The organism is Streptomyces sp. NPDC050549, assembly GCF_040655035.1.
GTDB lineage: Bacteria > Actinomycetota > Actinomycetes > Streptomycetales > Streptomycetaceae > Streptomyces.
Map to the genome: position 1 here is coordinate 1 of NZ_JBFAJD010000022.1, position 18,818 is coordinate 18,818.

The following is an 18,818-nucleotide window of genomic DNA, read 5'->3' on the forward strand; positions in this document are numbered from 1 at the left end:
GCGTACTGGCTGTGGGAACTGCTGCGCCGTGACGGGTTCCGCTGGAAACGCACCCGCGACAGCATCCGGCATCAGGCCGATCCCGTCCTCCAGCAGGCCGCCCGGGCCGAGCTGGAGGACTTGCGGCCTTGCGGCAGGCCGCCGACGCCGGACAAGGCGACCTGATCTTCCTGGACGAGTCAGGGTTCGCTCCGACCATGCCCACCGGCTACACGTGGTCGAGGATCGGGCAACGGGTGGTGGTCCCACGCGAGGACACCAGAAACCGTCGGGTCAACGTGCTCGGCGCCCAAGTCGTCGGCAGTGCCCCCGACCTGGTCTGGCAGCACACCAGCGGCAAGATCGATGCCGGCGTGCTGCTGGAGTTCGTCTGTGTGCGGCTGGCGGGCCTGGGCGGCGGCGCGGCCGTGCTGGACCTGGCCGCCGACGGCCTTGGCGCCGATGTCATGCCGGTCTGGGAGCGCCGCAAGCCGTGCACGGTCGTGCTCGACAACGCCTCGGCGCACGTGGCCAAGGCATTCAAGGGGCGCCGCCGCCAGCTGGCGAAGATCGGGGTGGAACTGTTCTATCTGCCGCCATACAGCCCGGAGTTGAACGACATCGAGCTGGTCTGGCGCCAGGCGAAGTACCAGGACTACCCACAGCGCGCCCAGACCAGCACCGAGGCCATCGGCGCCGCCGTCGACCGGGCGATGCGGCGGCAACGCGAACGGATCCGACAAGCAACACCGAACTTCACCCAAACCGCTTAGAGAACTACAGAGCCCTACACCGGGTCGTACGTCCGCTCGACCTTCTGCGTGCCGCTGCGCGTGCGGTACGAGCGCTCCCAGGACGAGGTAGCTGTGGCCGAGGTGCGGTCGGACAGGACGTAGTAGTCCATCTGTGCCCGGTCGGCGGTGATGTCGAGGACGCCGTAGCCGTGGCGGTCCGTGTCCACCCAGTGGACGTGCCGGTTGGCGAGCTGGATGAGCGGGGCGGCGAGCGCGGAGACCGTGCCCTCGGGCACCTTCACTATGTCGTCGAGGTTGTCGGAGGTCACCGAGGTGATCACGAACTCCGTTGCCGCAGAGGGCGAGAGCGGGTACGTGCCGGCGTCCACCGGTACGTCGTTGGCCCAGGACATGTGGATGTCGCCGGTGAGGAAGACCGTGTTGCCGATCGCGTTCGAGCGCAGATGGGCGAGGAGTTCACGGCGGTCGTCGGTGTAGCCGTCCCACTGGTCGGTGTTGACGCCGATGCCGTCCTGCGGCAGGTCCAGCAGCTTGGCGAGCGGTTTGAGCAGGTCGGCGGTGAGCGAGCCGATGACGAACGGCGCGATCATCACCGAGTTGCCCACCAGCCGCCACTTGGTGTCCGAGGCCTTCAACCCGGCCTTCAGCCAGTCGAGTTGGGCGCGTCCGGTGATCGTACGGTCCGGGTCGTCGACCGAGCCGCTGCCCGAACTCGCCTGCTGCGAACGGAAGGAGCGCAGGTCGAGGAGTGATAGGTCGGCGAGCCTGCCGAAGCGCAGGCGGCGGTAGGTGGTTCCCTCGATCGCCGGGCGGACCGGCATCCACTCGAAGTACGCCTGTTTCGCGGCTGCTCGGCGTGCCGCCCAGGTGCCCTCGGCGCCCTCGGTGTGGTTGACCGCGCCGCCCGACCAGGCGTTGTCCGCGAACTCGTGGTCGTCCCAGATCGCGATGACCGGCGCCTTCAGATGCAGCGCCTGGAGGTCGGGGTCCGTCTTGTACCTGCCGTGCCGGGTGCGGTAGTCGGCGAGCGTGATGATCTCGTTCAGCGGCGCGTGCGGCCGTACGACCGTGCCGCGCGCCGCGTACTCGCCGGACTTGTACTCGTAGATGTAGTCGCCCAGGTGCAGCCAGGCGTCGAGGTCGCCGCGCGCCGCGAGATGGCGGTACGACGAGAAGTAGCCCGCCTCCCAGTTGGCGCAGGTGACGACACCGAAGCGGAGGCTGGTCACGGTGGCGTCCGCCGCCGGCGCGGTGCGGGTGCGCGCCGCCGGGGAGTCGGTGCCGCCGGCCGAGAAGCGGAAGAAGTAGTCGGTGGCCGGTGCCAGGCCGCGGATGTCGGCCTTGACGGTGTGGTCGGAGGCGGCGGTCGCGGTGAGCGAGCCCCTGGAGACGATGTTCGTGAACGCCTTGTCGGTGGCGACGGTCCAGCTCACCTCGGTGTCCGGGCCGAGCCCCGAACCCGGGACCGCCTCGGCGGTGGGCGTCACCCGGGTCCACAGCAGGACGCCGTCCGGGAGCGGGTCCCCGGAGGCGACCCCGTGCAGGAAGGCGGGGGTCTCGGTCGCGGCCCCGGCGGGCAGCGCGGCGACGAGCGGGCCGGCCAGCACGGCGGTGGCGGCAGCGGCCTTGACGACCGTACGGCGGCGCGGGAAGGGCGAGTTGGCGCCCTCGGTTGCTCTGTATCGACTGGTCACGAGCGACCAGGTTACTGACCGGTATTAACAACGGCGGGCGAACTCGTAAAAGTTCGCCCGCTCTTTGTCGGCCCGTTGCCCGCGACGCGGACTTCGGGTTTGCGATACCAGCCCGGCGGCGGCGTTGTCATGCGCCGGACTCAGTGGAACGGAATGTCACGCGGTACCCGTGTACGTCTTCCGGTCCTTCGGGGATCCGTCGGCCCCGTTCTGATGCCAGACCTGGAGAGTGACCTTCTTGCCTTCGGGTATGTTGACGCCGGCGCCGCCCGTCGCGCAGGTGCCTGCTCCGCCTGTGGCCGCCAGGTAATGGATGTGGTTCCCGCCGGAGTCCTCCCAGTAGATGGAGATCTCGGCGCGATCGCCGTCTGCCTCGCGGTCGCACACCTTCCAGTCGTCCCCGTCTGCGATGAACCACCCCTCGGCCACTTGGACTCGGGTGCAGCCAGTACCGAGAGGCGAGCAGTCGTCAAAATACGAGTAGCCGTGTGCGTTGGTTCCAGCAAAAGCCGGAGTGGCGCTGAGGCCGAGGACTGAAGCGGTAACGGCTGTCCCCATCAGTGCGCGCTTGAAATTCCTGGTGAGCTTCTTCATTTTCCCCCCTGAGTAGTCGAGAGTTCTAATTTTCCTGCGTGTCGATGGCATGTGAATGCGCCTCGACTGGTCGCGGATGACTCTAACCTTGGGTCCTTCGAACGGCAAGAGCGAATAAATCCGGTGAGCAATTACAGCTTAATTGCTAAAAAGGGATGATGTTGCTAAAATAATCATAAGAGTCTCTTTTGAGGGTAGGTTCTAATTTTTGCCCTAGATGTCTGGTTAGTTACTCGAGGGCGAGGGCGAGGGCGAGGTGGCATTCGGTATAGGCTCGGCGTCCGGTGGCGGTGTTGATGCATGCAGGGAGTGGGTCACATGCATCAGGTGCGCTTCTCGGGCAGATGCCCGTGCACCCCCACGCTCGGGACGTTACTCAGACGAAGGCCCGTTCTTGTCGGAGGCTTCACTCGCATCTGGCACGGGGAGGCTTGGTGCGAGCATGCCCGCGCAGCGTCATGCTATAGGGGGGCTCGCGTGTTCCCGGCTCCTATGTGGTATAATTCTGATCTTTGCGCGGAGAATGGTTAGACCGGAGCTGAGCTGCTTCCTCTCTGGCTTTGCGGGATCTCGAAGATGGAGTGTCAATCGCTTTCTAGATTTTACCTAGATTCGAGCTGCCTCCTGGGGATTGTTGGTGATGGCTAGAGAAGTGGGTGATCGGGTTAATGGAACGGGCGGGGCGAGCGGAGTGCGTTGCCGGCGAAGCCGGATGTGCCAATGAATGAATTCGACGAGGAAGCTGTCGTTCAATCTTCCGATGGCTCTGACGCCATGCAACAGCGCTGGCTATCGGGGTCCCCTGTAGACACATACTTTCAGGACGTACACGACCAGGACCCCCGCTGGGCGCGGGACCTTTCCACTCAGGCGCCGGTGACCGAGGCGCCCTACGACCGTGCCGCGCACCCCTCACCATCCCCGGGTACCTACCACCCCCAACAGCCGTTCTACGCGCAGCCGCCCACCCCGCAGTACGCCCCCGACCCGCGCGTATGGGCCCAGATGCCTCCGCCGGAGTCTGTCGGCCCGACGCGGCACCTGTCGCACGGCGAAGACACCCCCACGATCCAGTTCGTGGGCGTTGACGACCTCGTTGCCCAGGCAGCCGGGCAGCAGCCCGAGTCTGACGCCTTCGCCCACCTCTTCCATGACCAGGGCCAGGGCAGCGGCCGCCCGCCTGGTGTGCTGTCACCGTCCCTGGAACAGGTTCCGGCCGCCCCGCGGCCTACGGTGCCCGCATCCGAGCCCGCGGCGAACAATTCCGGTGGTCGTGCGTCAGGACTGCTGAAGTCGAGCGCGGTCATGGCGGCGGGGACGCTGGTGTCCCGGCTCACTGGTTTCGTACGCACCATGGTCATCACGGCCGCTCTCGGCGCCGCGACGCTCGGTGACACTTGGACCGTCGCGTACACCCTGCCGACGATGATCTATATCCTCACCGTCGGCGGAGGACTCAACTCGGTCTTCGTACCTCAACTGGTGCGGTCGATGAAGGAAGACGAGGATGGCGGCGAGGCCTACGCCAACCGTCTGCTGACACTTGTCATGGTGACCCTCGGCGTGATCGTCACCGCCGCCGTCTTCGCCGCACCGCTACTGATCCAGTTGATGTCGGACTCCATCGCGAGCGACCCGGCGTCGAACAACGTCGCGGTCTCGTTCGCCCGCTACTGCCTCCCCACGATCTTCTTCATGGGTGTCCACGTGGTCATGGGCCAAATCCTCAACGCCCGCGAGAAGTTCGGCGCGATGATGTGGACTCCGGTCCTGAACAACATTGTCATGATCTTCACGTTCGGGATGTTCCTCTGGGTGTACGGCACCGCCGGGAACTCCGGCATGTCCGAGAACAACATCCCGCCCGAGGGCATCCGGCTGCTGGGCATCGGTACTCTGCTCGGCTTGGTCGTCCAGGCCCTGGCGATGATGCCGTATCTGCGTGAGACCGGGTTCCGGTTCCGTCCGCGCTTCGACTGGAAGGGCCACGGTCTCGGCAAGGCGATCAAGCTCGCCAAGTGGACAGTGGCCTTCGTGCTCGCCAACCAGGCGGGCGTCCTCGTCGTCACTCAGTTGGCCACCGCGGCGGGCAAGGCCTCCGGCAGGAGCGGCGCGGGCATCCTGGCCTACTCCAACGCTCAGTTGATTTGGGGCATGCCACAGGCGATCATCACGGTCTCCGTCATGGCGGCCATGCTCCCGCGGATTTCACGAGCCGCCCACGACGGCGACACGGGTGCCGTCCGCGACGACATCTCCCAGGGGCTGCGCACCTCCGCGGTGGCGGTCGTCCCGGTCGCCTTCATGTTCGTCGCGCTGGGCATCCCCATGTGCACCCTGCTCTTCGGTTCCAGCAGTGTCGCGGCCGCCCAGTCCATGGGCTACGTCCTCATGGCTTTCGGCCTCGGCCTGATCCCGTTCTCAGTGCAGTACGTGGTCCTGCGCGGCTTCTACGCCTACGAGGACACCCGCACCCCGTTCTACAACACCGTCATCGTGGCCGCCGTCAACGCTGCCGCCTCCGCTGGCTGCTATTGGGCGCTGCCAGCTCAGTGGGCGGTCGTCGGCATGGCAGGCGCGTATGGCCTCGCGTACGCTGTGGGCGTCGGGGTGGCCTGGCAACGACTGCGAAGGCGGATTGGAGGCGACCTGGATGGCGCCCGCGTACTGCGCACCTATGCCCGCCTCTGCCTGGCTTCCATTCCGGGCGCCCTGGTAGGTGGCGCCGTAGGCTTCGCGATCACCCGAGTCCTCGGACACGGGGCCCTCGGATCCGTCGTGGCGCTTCTCGCGGGGTCGACCGCCCTACTCGGCGTCTTCTGCGTCGTCGCGCGGAGGATGCGTATCGAAGAACTGAACTCAATGGTCGGCATGGTCCGCGGGCGTCTGGGGCGCTGAGGCGCACTGTGTGTAGAAGGGCACCAGAGGATCTCTTTGTCTTCCTAGATCTGCTGATCTTTTCTCGTTGAGTTGAGGTTTTACCAGGCCGGGACGGCCTCTGTGAAGAAGGGCTGTAAAGCTTCCTGATACATGGATATGAACGGGCGAATCGTCATCTTGTGAGACCTGTTCCGGCTGGGGCTGGAAGCCCCAGCCGGAACAGGTGACACGCATGGCGGCCCCGGCCCGAGACGACCGCAAATGGGGTCCGCTCAGCGTCATGGACGAAGTGCGTCGTTCAGGTGTCGGACCGTGCGGCGCACAGCGCGTGGGAAAGGGCCCGCACACCGCAGCCTCCTACGCGATGGGCACCGCGTCCTCGGGGATCAGTGGTCAGCCCGTAGCCATGGCGGCATAAATGCGGTGTTACGACACGCTCTCGGTCTGCGTATGGCAGATACAACCGCAGCGAGGCACCAGCAATACACCCATGGCCCTGGGCAGGGGAACATCCTCGGTCTGGCGGCAAGCCGTGTGCAGATCCTCATACCCGGGCCGCTTTGCGACCGTGCACTCAGCCGAGAACGGCAGGGTATCTGTGGCGGCGGCGAGGATACTCATCGTTCGACCGTCTATCCCTTGTGGCGGAAACATTTGCACGGCCGGAAAGCGGCCGTCGCTGGCAACGGCTCATGGCCGTCCATGATGCTCAAGGTGCCGCGATCCTCGATGACTTGCCCACGACGGTTCACCGAATACACGCGGATCGTCATCTTGACCCTGCCAGCGCGGTCCCGCTCCGGGCCTGTAGCGTGCGCCATGTCGACCTGCTTCCTTCAGGTTGGCCACGCCCCGGGATCGGTCGCACGGTCGCCGGGGTCTGGTGGGCAGTCGCCCATCTATCAAGAGAATCGCGGTACTTGATTCCGCGGAACAGCCAGTCCACGGGCCAATCAGGGGGCCAGAACGGAGGCGTCTATGGCAGCGGAGACCACAGGCCATCTGCTCAGGCGGCTACGTGACGAGCGCGGTTGGACCCAGCAGCAGGTGGCCGACGAATACTGCCGAGTGTCCGGCGCGATTGCGAAAGACGCGCGGGAAGTTGGACGCTGGGAGCGTGGTACGCGCATTCCGACCCCAGAGACACGAACGCACCTCGCGATTGTGTTCGGCGTGCCAGCAGGCGTACTGGACCGAGCAGCCGGCGCAGCCCGGCAGGCACGGCAGGAAGAGCCAGCGGGGGGAAGCGCACCAGCCCCCGGGGAGGTCATCGACGTGGACCGTCGGACGTTCATCGGTGCCGTGGCCGCCGCACCGATCTCCACGGCAATGGCTGAACCCCGGCACGTCGACTCGGCGCTGATCCCGTACTTCCAGCAGCAGTTGGAAGGGCACTACCGAGCCGACATGCTGCTTGGGCCGCGCGCACTCCTGGGGATGGTCACTGCGCAGTGCGACCTCATCGGCCAACTCGTGGACGCGGCGGACGGCCCCACGCGACAGCGGATGGCCCAGGTCGGAGTGTCGTATGCGGCGTTCGCCGCTTGGCTTCACCTCGATGCAGGTGACCCGGCAAGGGCGTTGCGTGGCATGACGTGGCTCAGGAGTTGGCGCACCGCTCTCGTGACCGGGAAGCGGTCGCCTGCGCGCTGATGGACCGCGCCTTGGCGCGTACTGATCAGGCTATGGGGAGCACCGTGGTCGACCTCTGCGAGGGGGCGTAGATCGATACTCGGCATCTCTCCCCAGAAGTCCAGGTCTTCGCCCTTCAACAGTAGGCACACGGCGTCTCACTTCTTGGCGGCCGCCGCCAGGTTGACGAGCTGCTGGATAAGGCGGGACGCGTCCTTGATGCCGTCGACGTCGAGGTGTGGGGCACGGCTTGCCTGCGGACGCCGCACTACGTAGAGGTACAGCGGGCCACCTGTTACGGCCGCCTTGGCCTGGCCCGTGAGGCTGATCGGGTGTGGCAACAGATCATTCCCTCGGCTCCCGCAACGGCACGGCGAGATGTCGGTGTGTGGGTGGGCCGACAAGCAGTTGCAGTCGCGTCGCTGGGAGAACCAGAACGCGCTGTAGAGCTCACGCGGCGGGCGGCCGGGGTCGTGGCGGAGACGGGTTCGGAACGTGCTCGGTGGGAGCTGGCGGCCGTAGAAGCGGCTATGGCGCCGTGGCAAGCTGAACCGGTTGGCCAGGACCTGACGAAGGCGCTGGCACCCATCGGCAAGGGGGTTTGACCGTGGCTGAGGCTCTGTCGACGGAACAGATCGAGGAACGCATCAGAGAGCTGCCTGGCTGGACGACAGACGGCCGTAAGATCGAGCGCTCGTACTCGGTCCAACACATCCAAGGGGCCGCGTTCGTCGTCCATCTCGCGGCCATTCAGGACGACTTCGGGCACCATTCGGACGCGACGCTCGGTCACGTCCGCGGGAGTGGTGTATCGACGGCCACTCGGTGATCTCTTCTTTGAGGCTATGCGGTGAGTCCGGTTGGGATGATGGTCTCGTCGGTTTTGTGACTCGATCGGGTGGAGGCGAGCCTTGGCCAGGAGGTCGAGTCCCATGTAGCGGCGCGCTTCGGTCCATTCGTCATTCTGCTCGGCCAGCACCGCGCCGACCAGGCGGATCAGGGCGGTGCGGTCGGGGAAGATGCCGACCACGTCGGTGCGGCGACGGATCTCCTTGTTGAGTCGTTCCTGCGGGTTGTTCGACCAGATCTGCCGCCAGATCTCACGCGGGAACGCGGTGAAGGCCAGAACGTCGCCCTGTGCGGCGTCCAAGTAGGCTGCGGCCTTGGGAAACCTGGCTTCCAGGGCGTCGAGGACGTGGCGCGTCTGGGCCTCCACGGCGTCGGTGTCGGGCTGTTCGAAGACGGTCCGCAGCAGGGTGGCCACCCACGGCTGGGCCGACTTGGGCACCTGGCTCAGCAGTGCGCGGGCGTAGTGGGTGCGGCAGCGCTGCCAGCTCGCGCCGGGCAGGGTGGCGCCGATTGCGTTGACCAGTCCCATGTGCGCGTCGGAGACGACGAGTTGGACGCCGGACAGGCCGCGGGCGACCAGGGAGCGTAGGAAGGCGAGCCAGCCGGCGCCGTCCTCGCTGGTGGCCACGTCGATGCCGAGGATCTCGCGGTGGCCGTCTGCGTTGACGCCGACCGCGATCAGGGCGTGGACGTTGATGATGCGGACGCCCTCACGGACCTTCTGGGTGAGCGCGTCGACCCAGACGAACGCGTAGGGTCCCTGGTCCAGGGGCCGGTTGCGGAACGCGGCGACCTCCTCGTCCAGGTGCTTGGCCATCGCACTGACCTGGGACTTCGGCAGTTGGGTGACGCCGAGGGATTCGGCGAGCTTCTCGACCCGGCGGATGGAGACGCCGAGCAGGTAGGCGGTGGTGACCACCGAGATCAGGGCCTGCTCGGCCCGGCGGCGGCGTTCCAGCAGCCAGTGCGGGAAGTAACTGCCCTGGCGCAGCTTGGGGATGGCTAGTTCGACGGTGCCGGCCCGGGTGTCCCACTCGCGCGGGCGGTAGCCGTTGCGGTGGTTGACGCGTTCGTCGCTGACCTGCCCGTAATCGGCATTGCAGAGGGCATCGGCCTCCGCGGACATGAGTGCGTCGGCGAACGTTTTCACCATCACACGCAGCAGATCGGGACTCGCCGCGGCGAGGTTGTCTTCCGCGAGGGCGTGCAGGGGCAGACTGTCGGGTGCGGTCATCGTGCTGATCTCCTTCGAGGCTTCGACACTTCGAAGATCAGCCGGTGGCCGTTCATCTATGCGGGCACCATCCCGATGCCGGAGCAAACCCCCGGATCAGGTCGAACCCGTACACCACTTCACTGGACGCAACCCGACGCTCGGCTACAAGGCCGTGCACATCTCGATCAGTTCAAGCGACCTCGGCGGGTATGTCGCGGAGCACGACGTCGAGTTGGCGCGGCGCATCGAAGCAGCCGCGCTAGCTAGCACACGGCGCGACCTGATCCACATAGCGTCCAAGCAGCCCCGGCGCGGCCACTCGGCCGGGGCTGACCTACGTCCCTTCTGGTGGCCCTCGGGCCCTGGCTCTGCCTTGTCTTCGAGCAGATCCAGGGCCCAGGTTCGCCGCCGTCCCTATATGACGGGTCGCCGCTCGTCCCTCCAAGCAGTGATCTTCGGCTCGTCGAGATCAGTCGCCCGATGGGCTGGGAGTTGCACACTCCAACCGATCCGGTGCCTCAAGGTCCACATGTCTGGCTTTGGCCGGTCAAAACAGGCTCAGGCCTTAAGTGCCTTCTCGATTGCGGTGTTGAACTCGGCGACGGTCATCGGAGCGTTCTGACCGTCGGAGCCGGTGAGCTTCTTGCCGTCCATCACCAGGCTCGGCGTGCCGTTGACGCCGTCCCTGTTCGTGTTGAAGGTCTCGGACATCGCCAGCGCCCAGGCGTCGTACGTGCCGTTCTTGACGGCGTTCTGGAACTTCGAGTTGTTCTTCAGGGCGTCGACCGTGTTCGCGACCTTGATCAGGTAGTCGTCGCTCTTGAACTTGTCGTTCGTCTCGTCGGGGTGGTATTTCGCCGAGTAGAGCGCGGTCTTGTACTCCAGAAAGGCTTCCGGGCTCACGTTCAGCGCGGCGCCCAGGGCGCTCATCGCGTTCTTAGAACCTTCGCCGCGGGAGCCGATCTGAATCTTTCCGCTCTTGTCGGAGTCGCCGTCGAGGAACGTGCCGCCGATGTACTGGATCTTGAACTTGCCGTCGTCGAGGTCTTTCTTGACGGTCGAGCCGACGGTTTGCTCGAACTGGGCGCAGATCGGGCAACGAGGGTCTTCGTACAACTTCAGAGTCTTCTTCGCGCTGCTCTTGCCGAGTACCACGGTCGTGCCGTTCGTGCCCGTGGTGTTGGCCGGCGCGACGAGCTTGTCGTCCTTCGCCGACTCCCAGTAGCTCGGCTTGCTGTTCTGCACGACGGCATAGCCGATGCCGCCGGCTATCGCGAGGACGCCGACGACCGAACAGGCGACGATGATCTGCCTCTTGGCCTTGTCACGCTTGGCCTGGCGCTCACGCTCGGCGCGCAGCCGCTCTCGGGCCGCCGTCTTCGCCGCGGCGCTGTTCCGTTTGCTCATGTTGGTGATCTCCATATGGGACGCGCACACGTCGTACGCGGAATACGTGCGGGGGGACTTGTACGTGCTCAGGTGCCTGGGGTGCGTCGGTACGTCAGCCCGTCCGACGGGCTCGTCAGACAGCAGCGACTGGGCAGGGCGGTCCACGCCGTCCCAGGGCGTGCACGAGCAGCAGCTCGCGGGCGGCGGCCGTACGGCGTGCGGGGCGCGGCGGCCGGCGAACCGCCGAGGTGCGCCGCACCGTCACGGCGGCGACGGCGAGCAGCAGCGGCCGGAAGGTGACGGCGGAGGCCGCGCGCAACAGCTCGGCCAGCGCGCGCTCGCCGCGGCGCAGATACGCGGCGGCCAGCAGCCCGACGCCGATGTGCGCGCCGAGCAGCAGCCAGGCGGCGGTGGCGTCGGTGTGTGCGAGCAGCGCCGCCGCCTGCTGGGGGTTGTCGGTCATCCGGGCCAGCGGGGTGCCCACGCTGCCGCCGCTGCACAGCACGTCCAGGCCGACCGCGCGCAGCGGTCCGGCGACCGGGCCGCCCGCCCTGCCGTAGCAGGCGTGCTGGCCGGTGGTGAACACCGTGTCGGCGGCCAGTTCCAGCGGGATCAGCAAGGCGGCGATCCGGCCGAAGCCGCGCTCGCGGCCCGCCAGCGCGTAGGCGAGGACGAACACGGTGGCCGCGATGGCGGCCACCGTGCCGAACGGAAGGGGGACCCGGGACAGCAGCACGTGCGACGCGGTGCTGAGCGTCACGACCAGTGCCGTGAACAGCGCCGCGCGTACGGCCCTGAGCTGGATCCCGGATATGTCCATGGTGTGGAGAGTCTGTCACGCGCTCCTGTAAGGGACCACTAAGGGCTTCCTGTGAGCGTTGCCAACGGTGCCACCACGCGATGCGGAGAAGTACGAGGGCAACCAAGGTGCTCGTTAGATAGTGGCGCGGTTGATCCGGCCGGTGAACTCCTCCTGTATCTGGTGGGCGGAGACGCCCTTGAGGCTGTTGACCGGCTTGGAGGCGGCGACCTGTTCTCGCACGCCTTGAGCCTGGTCTCTTCGCAGTGCGTGAGCATTTCGTCGTCGAACGCTTCGTGCCGGTACTTCGTCACGAAGATCAAGTGGACATGCGTTGCTGAAACGATGCGTCTGATCCGGCTTTGATCGTTCTGCTGCCTCATGGTGTTGATCGTGCGTAGCGTCCTGGTCATGCAGTTGCGCTACAACTTCCGGGTCTACCCGGACGCCTCCCAGCGTCGTGCGCTGGCGAACGCGTTCGGGTGTGCCCGTGTGGTGTGGAACGACTGTCTGCGCGACCGGAGGGAAGCGCACGCGGCCGGGCTGCCGTACGTGAAGTCGGCCGAACTGTCCCGGCTGCGCATCACCCAGGCCAAGCGCACCGAGGAACGGGCCTGGCTCGCCGACGTGTCGGCGGTCGTTCTGCAACAGTCCCTGCGGGACCTGGACACGGCCTACAAGAACTTCTTCGACTCGGTCAAGGGCAAGCGGCAGGGCCGCAGAATGGGGCCTCCCCGCTACAAGTCGAAGAAGGACTCCCGGCAGTCCATCCGCCTCAACACCAACGCCTTCTGCCTCCAGGACAACGGCACGGTGTATGTGGCCAAGGTCGGCAACCTCAGGGTCAAGTGGTCGCGCAGGCTTCCGGCCGCACCCACGTCCCTGACCGTCACCAAGGACAGCTCCGGCCGGTACTTCGTCAGCTTCGTTGTCGACACCGAGCCGGACATCCTTCCCGGCCTGGAGACCGACGTCGGTATCGATCTCGGTCTGTCCGCCTTCGCGGTCCTGTCCGACGGGACGAAGATCAGCGCTCCGCGTTTCCTGCGCCGGGCCGAGAAGAAGCTCAAGCGCCTTCAGCGGGAGCTGTCCCGCAAGGTGAAGGGATCGAAGAACCGGGCCAAGGCCCGTATCAAGGTCGCACGCCAGCACGCCAAGGTCGCCGACCGGCGTCGGGACTTCCACCACAGGGCATCCACACAGATCATCCGCGACAGCCAAGCGGTGTACGTGGAAGACCTCGCGGTGTCCGGCCTCGGACGCACTCGGCTCGCCAAGTCCGTGCACGACGCGGGGTGGTCGCAGTTCGTCGGCATGCTGGAGTACAAGGCGGCAAAGCACGGCCGGACCTTCGCCAAGGTGGACCGGGCTTTCCCGTCCTCGCGAGTCTGCTGGGCCTGCGGATTCCGGGACGGCCCCAAGCCCCTACACGTCCGCGAGTGGACGTGCGGCGAGTGCGGCACCGTGCATGACCGCGATCACAACGCGGCCCGCAATGTCCTTTTTGAAGGACGTCGTATCGTCGCCGCCGGACGGGCGGAGACGCAAAACGCCTGTGGAGCGCTGGTAAGACGTGCACACGTGCCCGCACAGCGCGGTGAAGCAGGAAGCCCCCGGAAGGGTCACTCGACCCAGGCCGGAATCCCTGGCCCTTAGACCAGCGAGCATGTCAAAGACCCGGAATCCGGCCGTTGCGGAACAGGTCGACGAAGATCTGGTGGTCGGCACGCGCGCGTGTGCCGTAGTCGTGGGCGAAGTCGACCAGGACGCCCGCGAAGCCGTCCTCGTCGGCCGCGATCGCCGCGTCGATGGCGCGCTCGGTGGAGAACGGCACCAGGGACTCGCCGGACTGGTCGTCGGCCGCCGCGTGCATGGTGGCCGTGGCCCGCCCGAGGTCGGCGACCACGGCGGCGATCTCCTCCGGGTCGTCGATGTCGCTCCAGTCCAGGTCCACCGCGTACGGCGACACCTCGGCGACCAGCTGCCCCGAGCCGTCCAGCTCGGTCCAGCCCAGCCACGGGTCCGCGTGCGCCTGGAGGGCGCGCTGGGAGATCACCGTGCGGTGGCCCTCGTGCTGGAAGTAGTCCCGGATCGCTGCGTCCGTGATGTGCCGGGAGACGGCCGGTGTCTGGGCCTGCTTGATGTAGATCACGACGTCGTTCTCCAGGGCGTCGCTGTTGCCCTCCAGAAGGATGTTGTACGAGGGCAGCCCGGCCGAGCCGATGCCGATCCCGCGGCGGCCGACGACGTCCTTCACGCGGTAGGAGTCGGGGCGGTCCAGGGAGGACTCGGGGAGGGTCTCCAGGTAGCCGTCGAAGGCCGCGAGGACCTTGTAGCGAGTGGCCGCGTCCAGCTCGATGGAGCCGCCGCCCGAGGCGAACCGGCGCTCGTAGTCGCGGATCTCCGTCATCGAGTCCAGCAGCTCGAAGCGGGTCAGCGAGCGGGCGGTGCGCAGCGCGCCCAGGAGCGGCCCGTCGGCGGTGTCCAGGGTGAACGGCGGCACCTCGTCGCTCTTGGCGCCGGTCGCCAGGGCGTGCACGCGCTCGCGGTACGCGCCCGCGTAGATCTTCACCAGCTCGGTGATCTGCTCGTCACTGAGCGCCTTCGCGTACCCGAGGAGCGCGATGGAGCCCGCGAAGCGCTTCAGGTCCCACGTGAACGGGCCGACGTACGCCTCGTCGAAGTCGTTGACGTTGAAGACCAGGCGGCCGTTCGAGTCCATGTACGTGCCGAAGTTCTCGGCGTGCAGGTCGCCGTGGATCCACACGCGCGAGGTGCGGTCGTCCAGGTACGGGCCGCCCCGCTTCTCCGCGTCGAGGTCGTGGTAGAAGAGGGCCGCCGTGCCCCGGTAGAAGGCGAAGGCGGAGGCCGCCATCTTCCGGAACTTCACGCGGAACGCGGCCGGGTCGGCGGCCAGGAGCTCGCCGAAGGCGGTGTCGAAGACAGCGAGGATCTCCTCGCCGCGGTGCTCGTCGTTGAGCTGCGGAACCGACATCGCTCTGTGCCTCCTGGTACGGGTGGTGCATGACATGTGACGGGTCTGTCGTCACCTTCCAACGCTCGAAGGTACGTGGGAGTGCCCGCCGAGTGTCAGTCCTGAGGCATAGGATTCGGTCTCGTCCCCCCAGACCGCCCGCTGTCTGTTGTCGACTGTTTTCCCTGGAGGCCAAGCCGTGTCAAAGCCGCCGTTCACGCACCTGCACGTCCACACCCAGTACTCGCTGCTGGACGGTGCCGCGCGGCTGAAGGACATGTTCAACGCGTGCAACGAGATGGGCATGACCCACATCGCGATGTCCGACCACGGCAACCTCCACGGGGCCTACGACTTCTTCCACACGGCGAAGAAGGCGGGCGTCACCCCGATCATCGGCATCGAGGCGTACGTCGCCCCCGAGTCCCGGCGCAACAAGCGCAAGATCCAGTGGGGCCAGCCGCACCAGAAGCGCGACGACGTGTCCGGTTCGGGTGGTTACACCCACAAGACGATCTGGGCGGCTAACAAGACGGGCCTGCACAACCTCTTCAAGCTCTCCTCGGACGCGTACGCCGAGGGCTGGCTCCAGAAGTGGCCGCGCATGGACAAGGAGACCATCTCCCAGTGGTCCGAGGGGCTCATCGCCTCCACCGGCTGCCCCTCGGGCGAGCTGCAGACCCGGCTGCGCCTCGGCCAGGAGGAAGAGGCCCTGAAGGCGGCGGCCGAGTACCAGGACATCTTCGGCAAGGACCGCTACTTCCTGGAGCTGATGGACCACGGCATCGAGATCGAACGCCGGGTCCGCGACGGCCTCCTCGACATCGGCCGCAAGCTCGGCATCCCGCCCCTGGTGACCAACGACTCGCACTACACGTACGCGCACGAGGCGACCGCCCACGACGCCCTGCTGTGCATCCAGACCGGCAAGAACCTCTCCGACCCGGACCGCTTCCGCTTCGACGGCACCGGCTACTACCTGAAGTCGACGGACGAGATGTACGCCGTCGACTCCTCGGACGCCTGGCAGGAGGGCTGCCGCAACACCCTCCTGGTAGCCGAACAGATCGACACCACCGGCATGTTCGAGGCGAAGAACCTCATGCCGAAGTTCGACATCCCCGACGGCTACACCGAGGTCACCTGGTTCAAGGAGGAGGTGCGCCTGGGCATGGAGCGCCGCTTCCCGGGCGGCGTCCCCGAGGACCGCCAGAAGCAGGTCGAGTACGAGCTCGACGTCATCATCCAGATGGGGTTCCCCGGCTACTTCCTCGTCGTCGCCGACTTCATCATGTGGGCGAAGAACAACGGCATCGCGGTCGGCCCCGGCCGTGGCTCCGCCGCCGGTTCGATCGTCGCGTACGCCCTGGGCATCACCGACCTCGACCCGATCCCGCACGGTCTGATCTTCGAGCGGTTCCTCAACCCCGAGCGCGTCTCCATGCCCGACGTCGACATCGACTTCGACGAGCGTCGGCGCGTCGAGGTGATCAGGTACGTGACGGAGAAGTACGGCGCCGACAAGGTCGCCATGATCGGCACCTACGGCAAGATCAAGGCCAAGAACGCCATCAAGGACTCCGCGCGCGTGCTGGGCTACCCGTACGCGATGGGCGACCGCCTCACCAAGGCGATGCCCGCCGACGTCCTCGGCAAGGGCATCGACCTCGACGGCATCACCAACCCCTCGCACCCCCGCTACGGCGAGGCGGGCGAGATCCGCGGGATGTACGAGAACGAGCCGGACGTCAAGAAGGTCATCGACACCGCCAAGGGCGTCGAGGGCCTGGTCCGGCAGATGGGCGTGCACGCCGCCGGCGTCATCATGTCCAGCGAGCCCATCGTCGACCACGCCCCGATCTGGGTGCGGCACACGGACGGCGTGACCATCACACAGTGGGACTACCCGCAGTGCGAGTCGCTCGGCCTGATCAAGATGGACTTCCTGGGGCTGCGCAACCTCACCATCATGGACGACGCCGTGAAGATGGTGGAGAGCAACAAGGGCGTCAAGCTCCAGCTCCTCGACGTCGCACTGGACGACCCCAAGACCTATGAACTGCTGTGCCGCGGCGACACGTTGGGCGTGTTCCAGTTCGACGGCGGCCCGATGCGTTCGCTGCTGCGCCAGATGCAGCCCGACAACTTCGAGGACATCTCCGCCGTCTCGGCCCTGTACCGGCCCGGCCCGATGGGCATGAACTCGCACATCAACTACGCCGAGCGCAAGAACGGCCGCCAGGAGATCACCCCGATCCACAAGGAACTCGCGGAGCCCCTCGAAGAGGTCCTCGCGGTGACCTACGGCCTGATCGTGTACCAGGAGCAGGTGCAGAAGGCCGCCCAGATCGTCGCCGGGTACTCGCTCGGCGAGGCCGACATCCTGCGCCGCGTGATGGGCAAGAAGAAGCCCGACGAGCTGGCGAAGAACTTCACCATCTTCCAGGAGGGCGCCCGGAAGAACGGCTACAGCGACGAGGCGATCCAGGGCCTGTGGGACGTTCTGGTGCCCTTCGCCGGCTACGCGTTCAACAAGGCGCACTCCGCCGCGTACGGCCTGGTCTCGTACTGGACCGCCTACCTCAAGGCCAACTACCCGGCCGAGTACATGGCGGCGCTGCTCACCTCGGTCAAGGACGACAAGGACAAGTCCGCGATCTACCTGAACGAGTGCCGGCGCATGAAGATCAAGGTGCTCCCGCCGAACGTGAACGAGTCGGTGCACAACTTCGCCGCCCAGGGCGACGACGTGATCCTCTTCGGCCTGGAGGCCGTGCGCAACGTCGGCACGAACGTGGTCGACTCGATCATCAGGTCCCGCAAGGCGAAGGGGAAGTACGCCTCCTTCCCCGACTACCTGGACAAGGTCGAGGCCGCCGCCTGCAACAAGCGCACCACCGAATCCCTCATCAAGGCAGGCGCGTTCGACACCCTCGGGCACACCCGCAAGGGCCTCACCGCACACTTCGAGCCGATGATCGACAACGTGGTGGCGGTCAAGCGCAAGGAGGCCGAGGGGCAGTTCGACCTCTTCGGCGGCATGGGCGACGAGGACACCAGCGAGCCCGGTTTCGGACTCGACGTGGAGTTCACCACCGACGAGTGGGAGAAGACCTATCTCCTCGCCCAGGAGCGGGAGATGCTCGGTCTCTACGTCTCCGACCACCCGCTGTTCGGCCTGGAGCACGTGCTGACCGACAAGGCCGACGCGGGCATCGCCCAGCTCACCGGAGGCGAGCACGCGGACGGCGCGGTCGTCACCATCGGCGGCATCATCTCGGGCCTCCAGCGCAAGATGACCAAGCAGGGCAACGCCTGGGCGATCGCCACCGTCGAGGACCTCGCGGGCTCCATCGAGTGCATGTTCTTCCCGGCGACCTACCAGCTCATCTCGACCCAACTCGTCGAGGACACCATCGTGTTCGTCAAGGGCCGCCTCGACAAGCGCGAGGACGTGCCCCGTCTGGTCGCGATGGAGATGCAGGTCCCGGACCTGTCGAACGCGGGCACCAACGCGCCCGTGATCCTCACCATCCCGGCGACCAGGGTCACCCCGCCGATGGTGAGCAGGCTCGGTGAGATCCTCAGCCACCACCGGGGCGACAGCGAGGTCCGCATCAGGCTCCAGGGCCCGACCAAGACCACCGTGCTGCGCCTGGACCGGCACCGGGTGAAGCCCGACCCGGCCCTGTTCGGCGACCTGAAGGTGCTGCTCGGCCCGGCCTGCCTGGCCGGCTGAGCAACGGACCTGCAGAAGTGGCTGAGGGGCGCATCCGCCAACGGATGCGCCCCTCAGCCGTTCAACAATCCTTGATGCGGGCGTCAGTTGTGGCCGAAGCGCTTCTGTTTGCCCTTGCGGGCCATGTCGCTCGGCGTCGCCTGGGATATGCGCTGTTCGGCCTGTGCCTCCATCGAGGACGACGTGGCCTGCTCCTGGGCGCGCTCCGACTGCGACGACTGCTTACGGTCACGGTTCTTGTTCTTGGCCATGGTGATCTGCCTCCTGAGGGGGATCTAGGGGCCAGGGCCGCGACCAGATTCACATAGGCCGACGAAG

At 66.5% G+C, this 18,818-nt stretch carries 14 protein-coding genes and 2 pseudogenes; 7 read left to right on the forward strand and 9 right to left on the reverse strand.

The window, feature by feature from the left end; genetic code table 11:
* Nucleotides 1-128: 128 nt before the first annotated feature.
* Nucleotides 129-752, forward strand: coding sequence for a transposase (locus tag AB0I51_RS28490; RefSeq protein ID WP_362979880.1), 624 nt, complete (start codon nucleotides 129-131; stop codon nucleotides 750-752).
* A 14-nt stretch (nucleotides 753-766) separates the two neighbouring features.
* Here AB0I51_RS28490 and AB0I51_RS28495 read toward each other — a convergent pair whose 3' ends face one another.
* Nucleotides 767-2,428: an alkaline phosphatase D family protein gene (locus AB0I51_RS28495; protein WP_362979882.1), complete on the reverse strand. Its 1,662-nt coding sequence runs from the start codon at nucleotides 2,426-2,428 to the stop codon at nucleotides 767-769.
* A gap of 156 nt (nucleotides 2,429-2,584) precedes the next feature.
* Nucleotides 2,585-3,022 carry a hypothetical protein gene (locus AB0I51_RS28500; RefSeq protein ID WP_362979884.1) on the reverse strand — a complete coding sequence of 146 codons (438 nt, stop codon included), beginning with the start codon at nucleotides 3,020-3,022 and terminating at the stop codon, nucleotides 2,585-2,587.
* A 774-nt stretch (nucleotides 3,023-3,796) separates the two neighbouring features.
* Between AB0I51_RS28500 and murJ the strand changes: the two genes are divergently transcribed.
* From murJ to AB0I51_RS28515, 3 genes and pseudogenes are all read left to right on the forward strand, one after another.
* A complete protein-coding gene (gene murJ, locus AB0I51_RS28505) occupies nucleotides 3,797-5,920 on the forward strand; it encodes a murein biosynthesis integral membrane protein MurJ (protein WP_362979886.1) in 2,124 nt (707 codons plus the stop codon).
* A gap of 960 nt (nucleotides 5,921-6,880) precedes the next feature.
* Nucleotides 6,881-7,081, forward strand: a pseudogene (locus AB0I51_RS28510) (helix-turn-helix transcriptional regulator); the annotation flags it as partial.
* A 96-nt stretch (nucleotides 7,082-7,177) separates the two neighbouring features.
* Nucleotides 7,178-7,555 (forward strand): hypothetical protein, encoded by a 378-nt coding sequence (locus AB0I51_RS28515; protein ID WP_362980144.1) that lies wholly within the window; start codon nucleotides 7,178-7,180, stop codon nucleotides 7,553-7,555.
* 137 nt (nucleotides 7,556-7,692) lie between these two features.
* Here AB0I51_RS28515 and AB0I51_RS28520 read toward each other — a convergent pair whose 3' ends face one another.
* The gene (locus AB0I51_RS28520) at nucleotides 7,693-7,875 is read right to left on the reverse strand and encodes a hypothetical protein (protein WP_362979888.1); all 183 of its coding nucleotides are present in this window, start codon (nucleotides 7,873-7,875) and stop codon (nucleotides 7,693-7,695) included.
* A 266-nt stretch (nucleotides 7,876-8,141) separates the two neighbouring features.
* Between AB0I51_RS28520 and AB0I51_RS28525 the strand changes: the two genes are divergently transcribed.
* Entirely contained in the window at nucleotides 8,142-8,363 is a 222-nt protein-coding gene (locus AB0I51_RS28525) for a 4a-hydroxytetrahydrobiopterin dehydratase (RefSeq protein ID WP_362980130.1), read from the forward strand.
* Between the two features lie 72 nt (nucleotides 8,364-8,435).
* On the opposite strand, the pseudogene AB0I51_RS28530 reads toward AB0I51_RS28525, so the two are convergent.
* The 4 genes and pseudogenes from AB0I51_RS28530 to AB0I51_RS28545 all read right to left on the reverse strand — a co-directional run.
* Nucleotides 8,436-9,617 (reverse strand): annotated as a pseudogene (locus tag AB0I51_RS28530) (IS256 family transposase); the annotation flags it as partial.
* Between the two features lie 396 nt (nucleotides 9,618-10,013).
* On the reverse strand, nucleotides 10,014-10,130 hold the full coding sequence (locus AB0I51_RS28535; protein WP_362979890.1) for a winged helix-turn-helix domain-containing protein: 117 nt from the start codon (nucleotides 10,128-10,130) through the stop codon (nucleotides 10,014-10,016).
* Nucleotides 10,131-10,157: 27 nt separating this feature from the next.
* Complete coding sequence (locus tag AB0I51_RS28540) at nucleotides 10,158-11,006, reverse strand: thioredoxin domain-containing protein (protein WP_362979892.1); 849 nt, start codon at nucleotides 11,004-11,006, stop codon at nucleotides 10,158-10,160.
* A gap of 115 nt (nucleotides 11,007-11,121) precedes the next feature.
* The gene (locus AB0I51_RS28545) at nucleotides 11,122-11,808 is read right to left on the reverse strand and encodes a hypothetical protein (protein WP_362979894.1); all 687 of its coding nucleotides are present in this window, start codon (nucleotides 11,806-11,808) and stop codon (nucleotides 11,122-11,124) included.
* Between the two features lie 390 nt (nucleotides 11,809-12,198).
* Between AB0I51_RS28545 and AB0I51_RS28550 the strand changes: the two genes are divergently transcribed.
* Entirely contained in the window at nucleotides 12,199-13,443 is a 1,245-nt protein-coding gene (locus AB0I51_RS28550; RefSeq protein WP_362980132.1) for an RNA-guided endonuclease TnpB family protein, read from the forward strand.
* A 13-nt stretch (nucleotides 13,444-13,456) separates the two neighbouring features.
* Here AB0I51_RS28550 and AB0I51_RS28555 read toward each other — a convergent pair whose 3' ends face one another.
* Complete coding sequence (locus AB0I51_RS28555; RefSeq protein WP_019067733.1) at nucleotides 13,457-14,782, reverse strand: DUF2252 domain-containing protein; 1,326 nt, start codon at nucleotides 14,780-14,782, stop codon at nucleotides 13,457-13,459.
* Between the two features lie 178 nt (nucleotides 14,783-14,960).
* Between AB0I51_RS28555 and dnaE the strand changes: the two genes are divergently transcribed.
* Entirely contained in the window at nucleotides 14,961-18,500 is a 3,540-nt protein-coding gene (gene dnaE / locus AB0I51_RS28560; RefSeq protein WP_362979896.1) for a DNA polymerase III subunit alpha, read from the forward strand.
* An 83-nt stretch (nucleotides 18,501-18,583) separates the two neighbouring features.
* Here the strand turns inward: dnaE and AB0I51_RS28565 are convergent, their stop codons facing one another.
* Nucleotides 18,584-18,751 carry a hypothetical protein gene (locus AB0I51_RS28565; RefSeq protein WP_362979898.1) on the reverse strand — a complete coding sequence of 56 codons (168 nt, stop codon included), beginning with the start codon at nucleotides 18,749-18,751 and terminating at the stop codon, nucleotides 18,584-18,586.
* Between the last annotated feature and the right edge of the window lie 67 nt (nucleotides 18,752-18,818).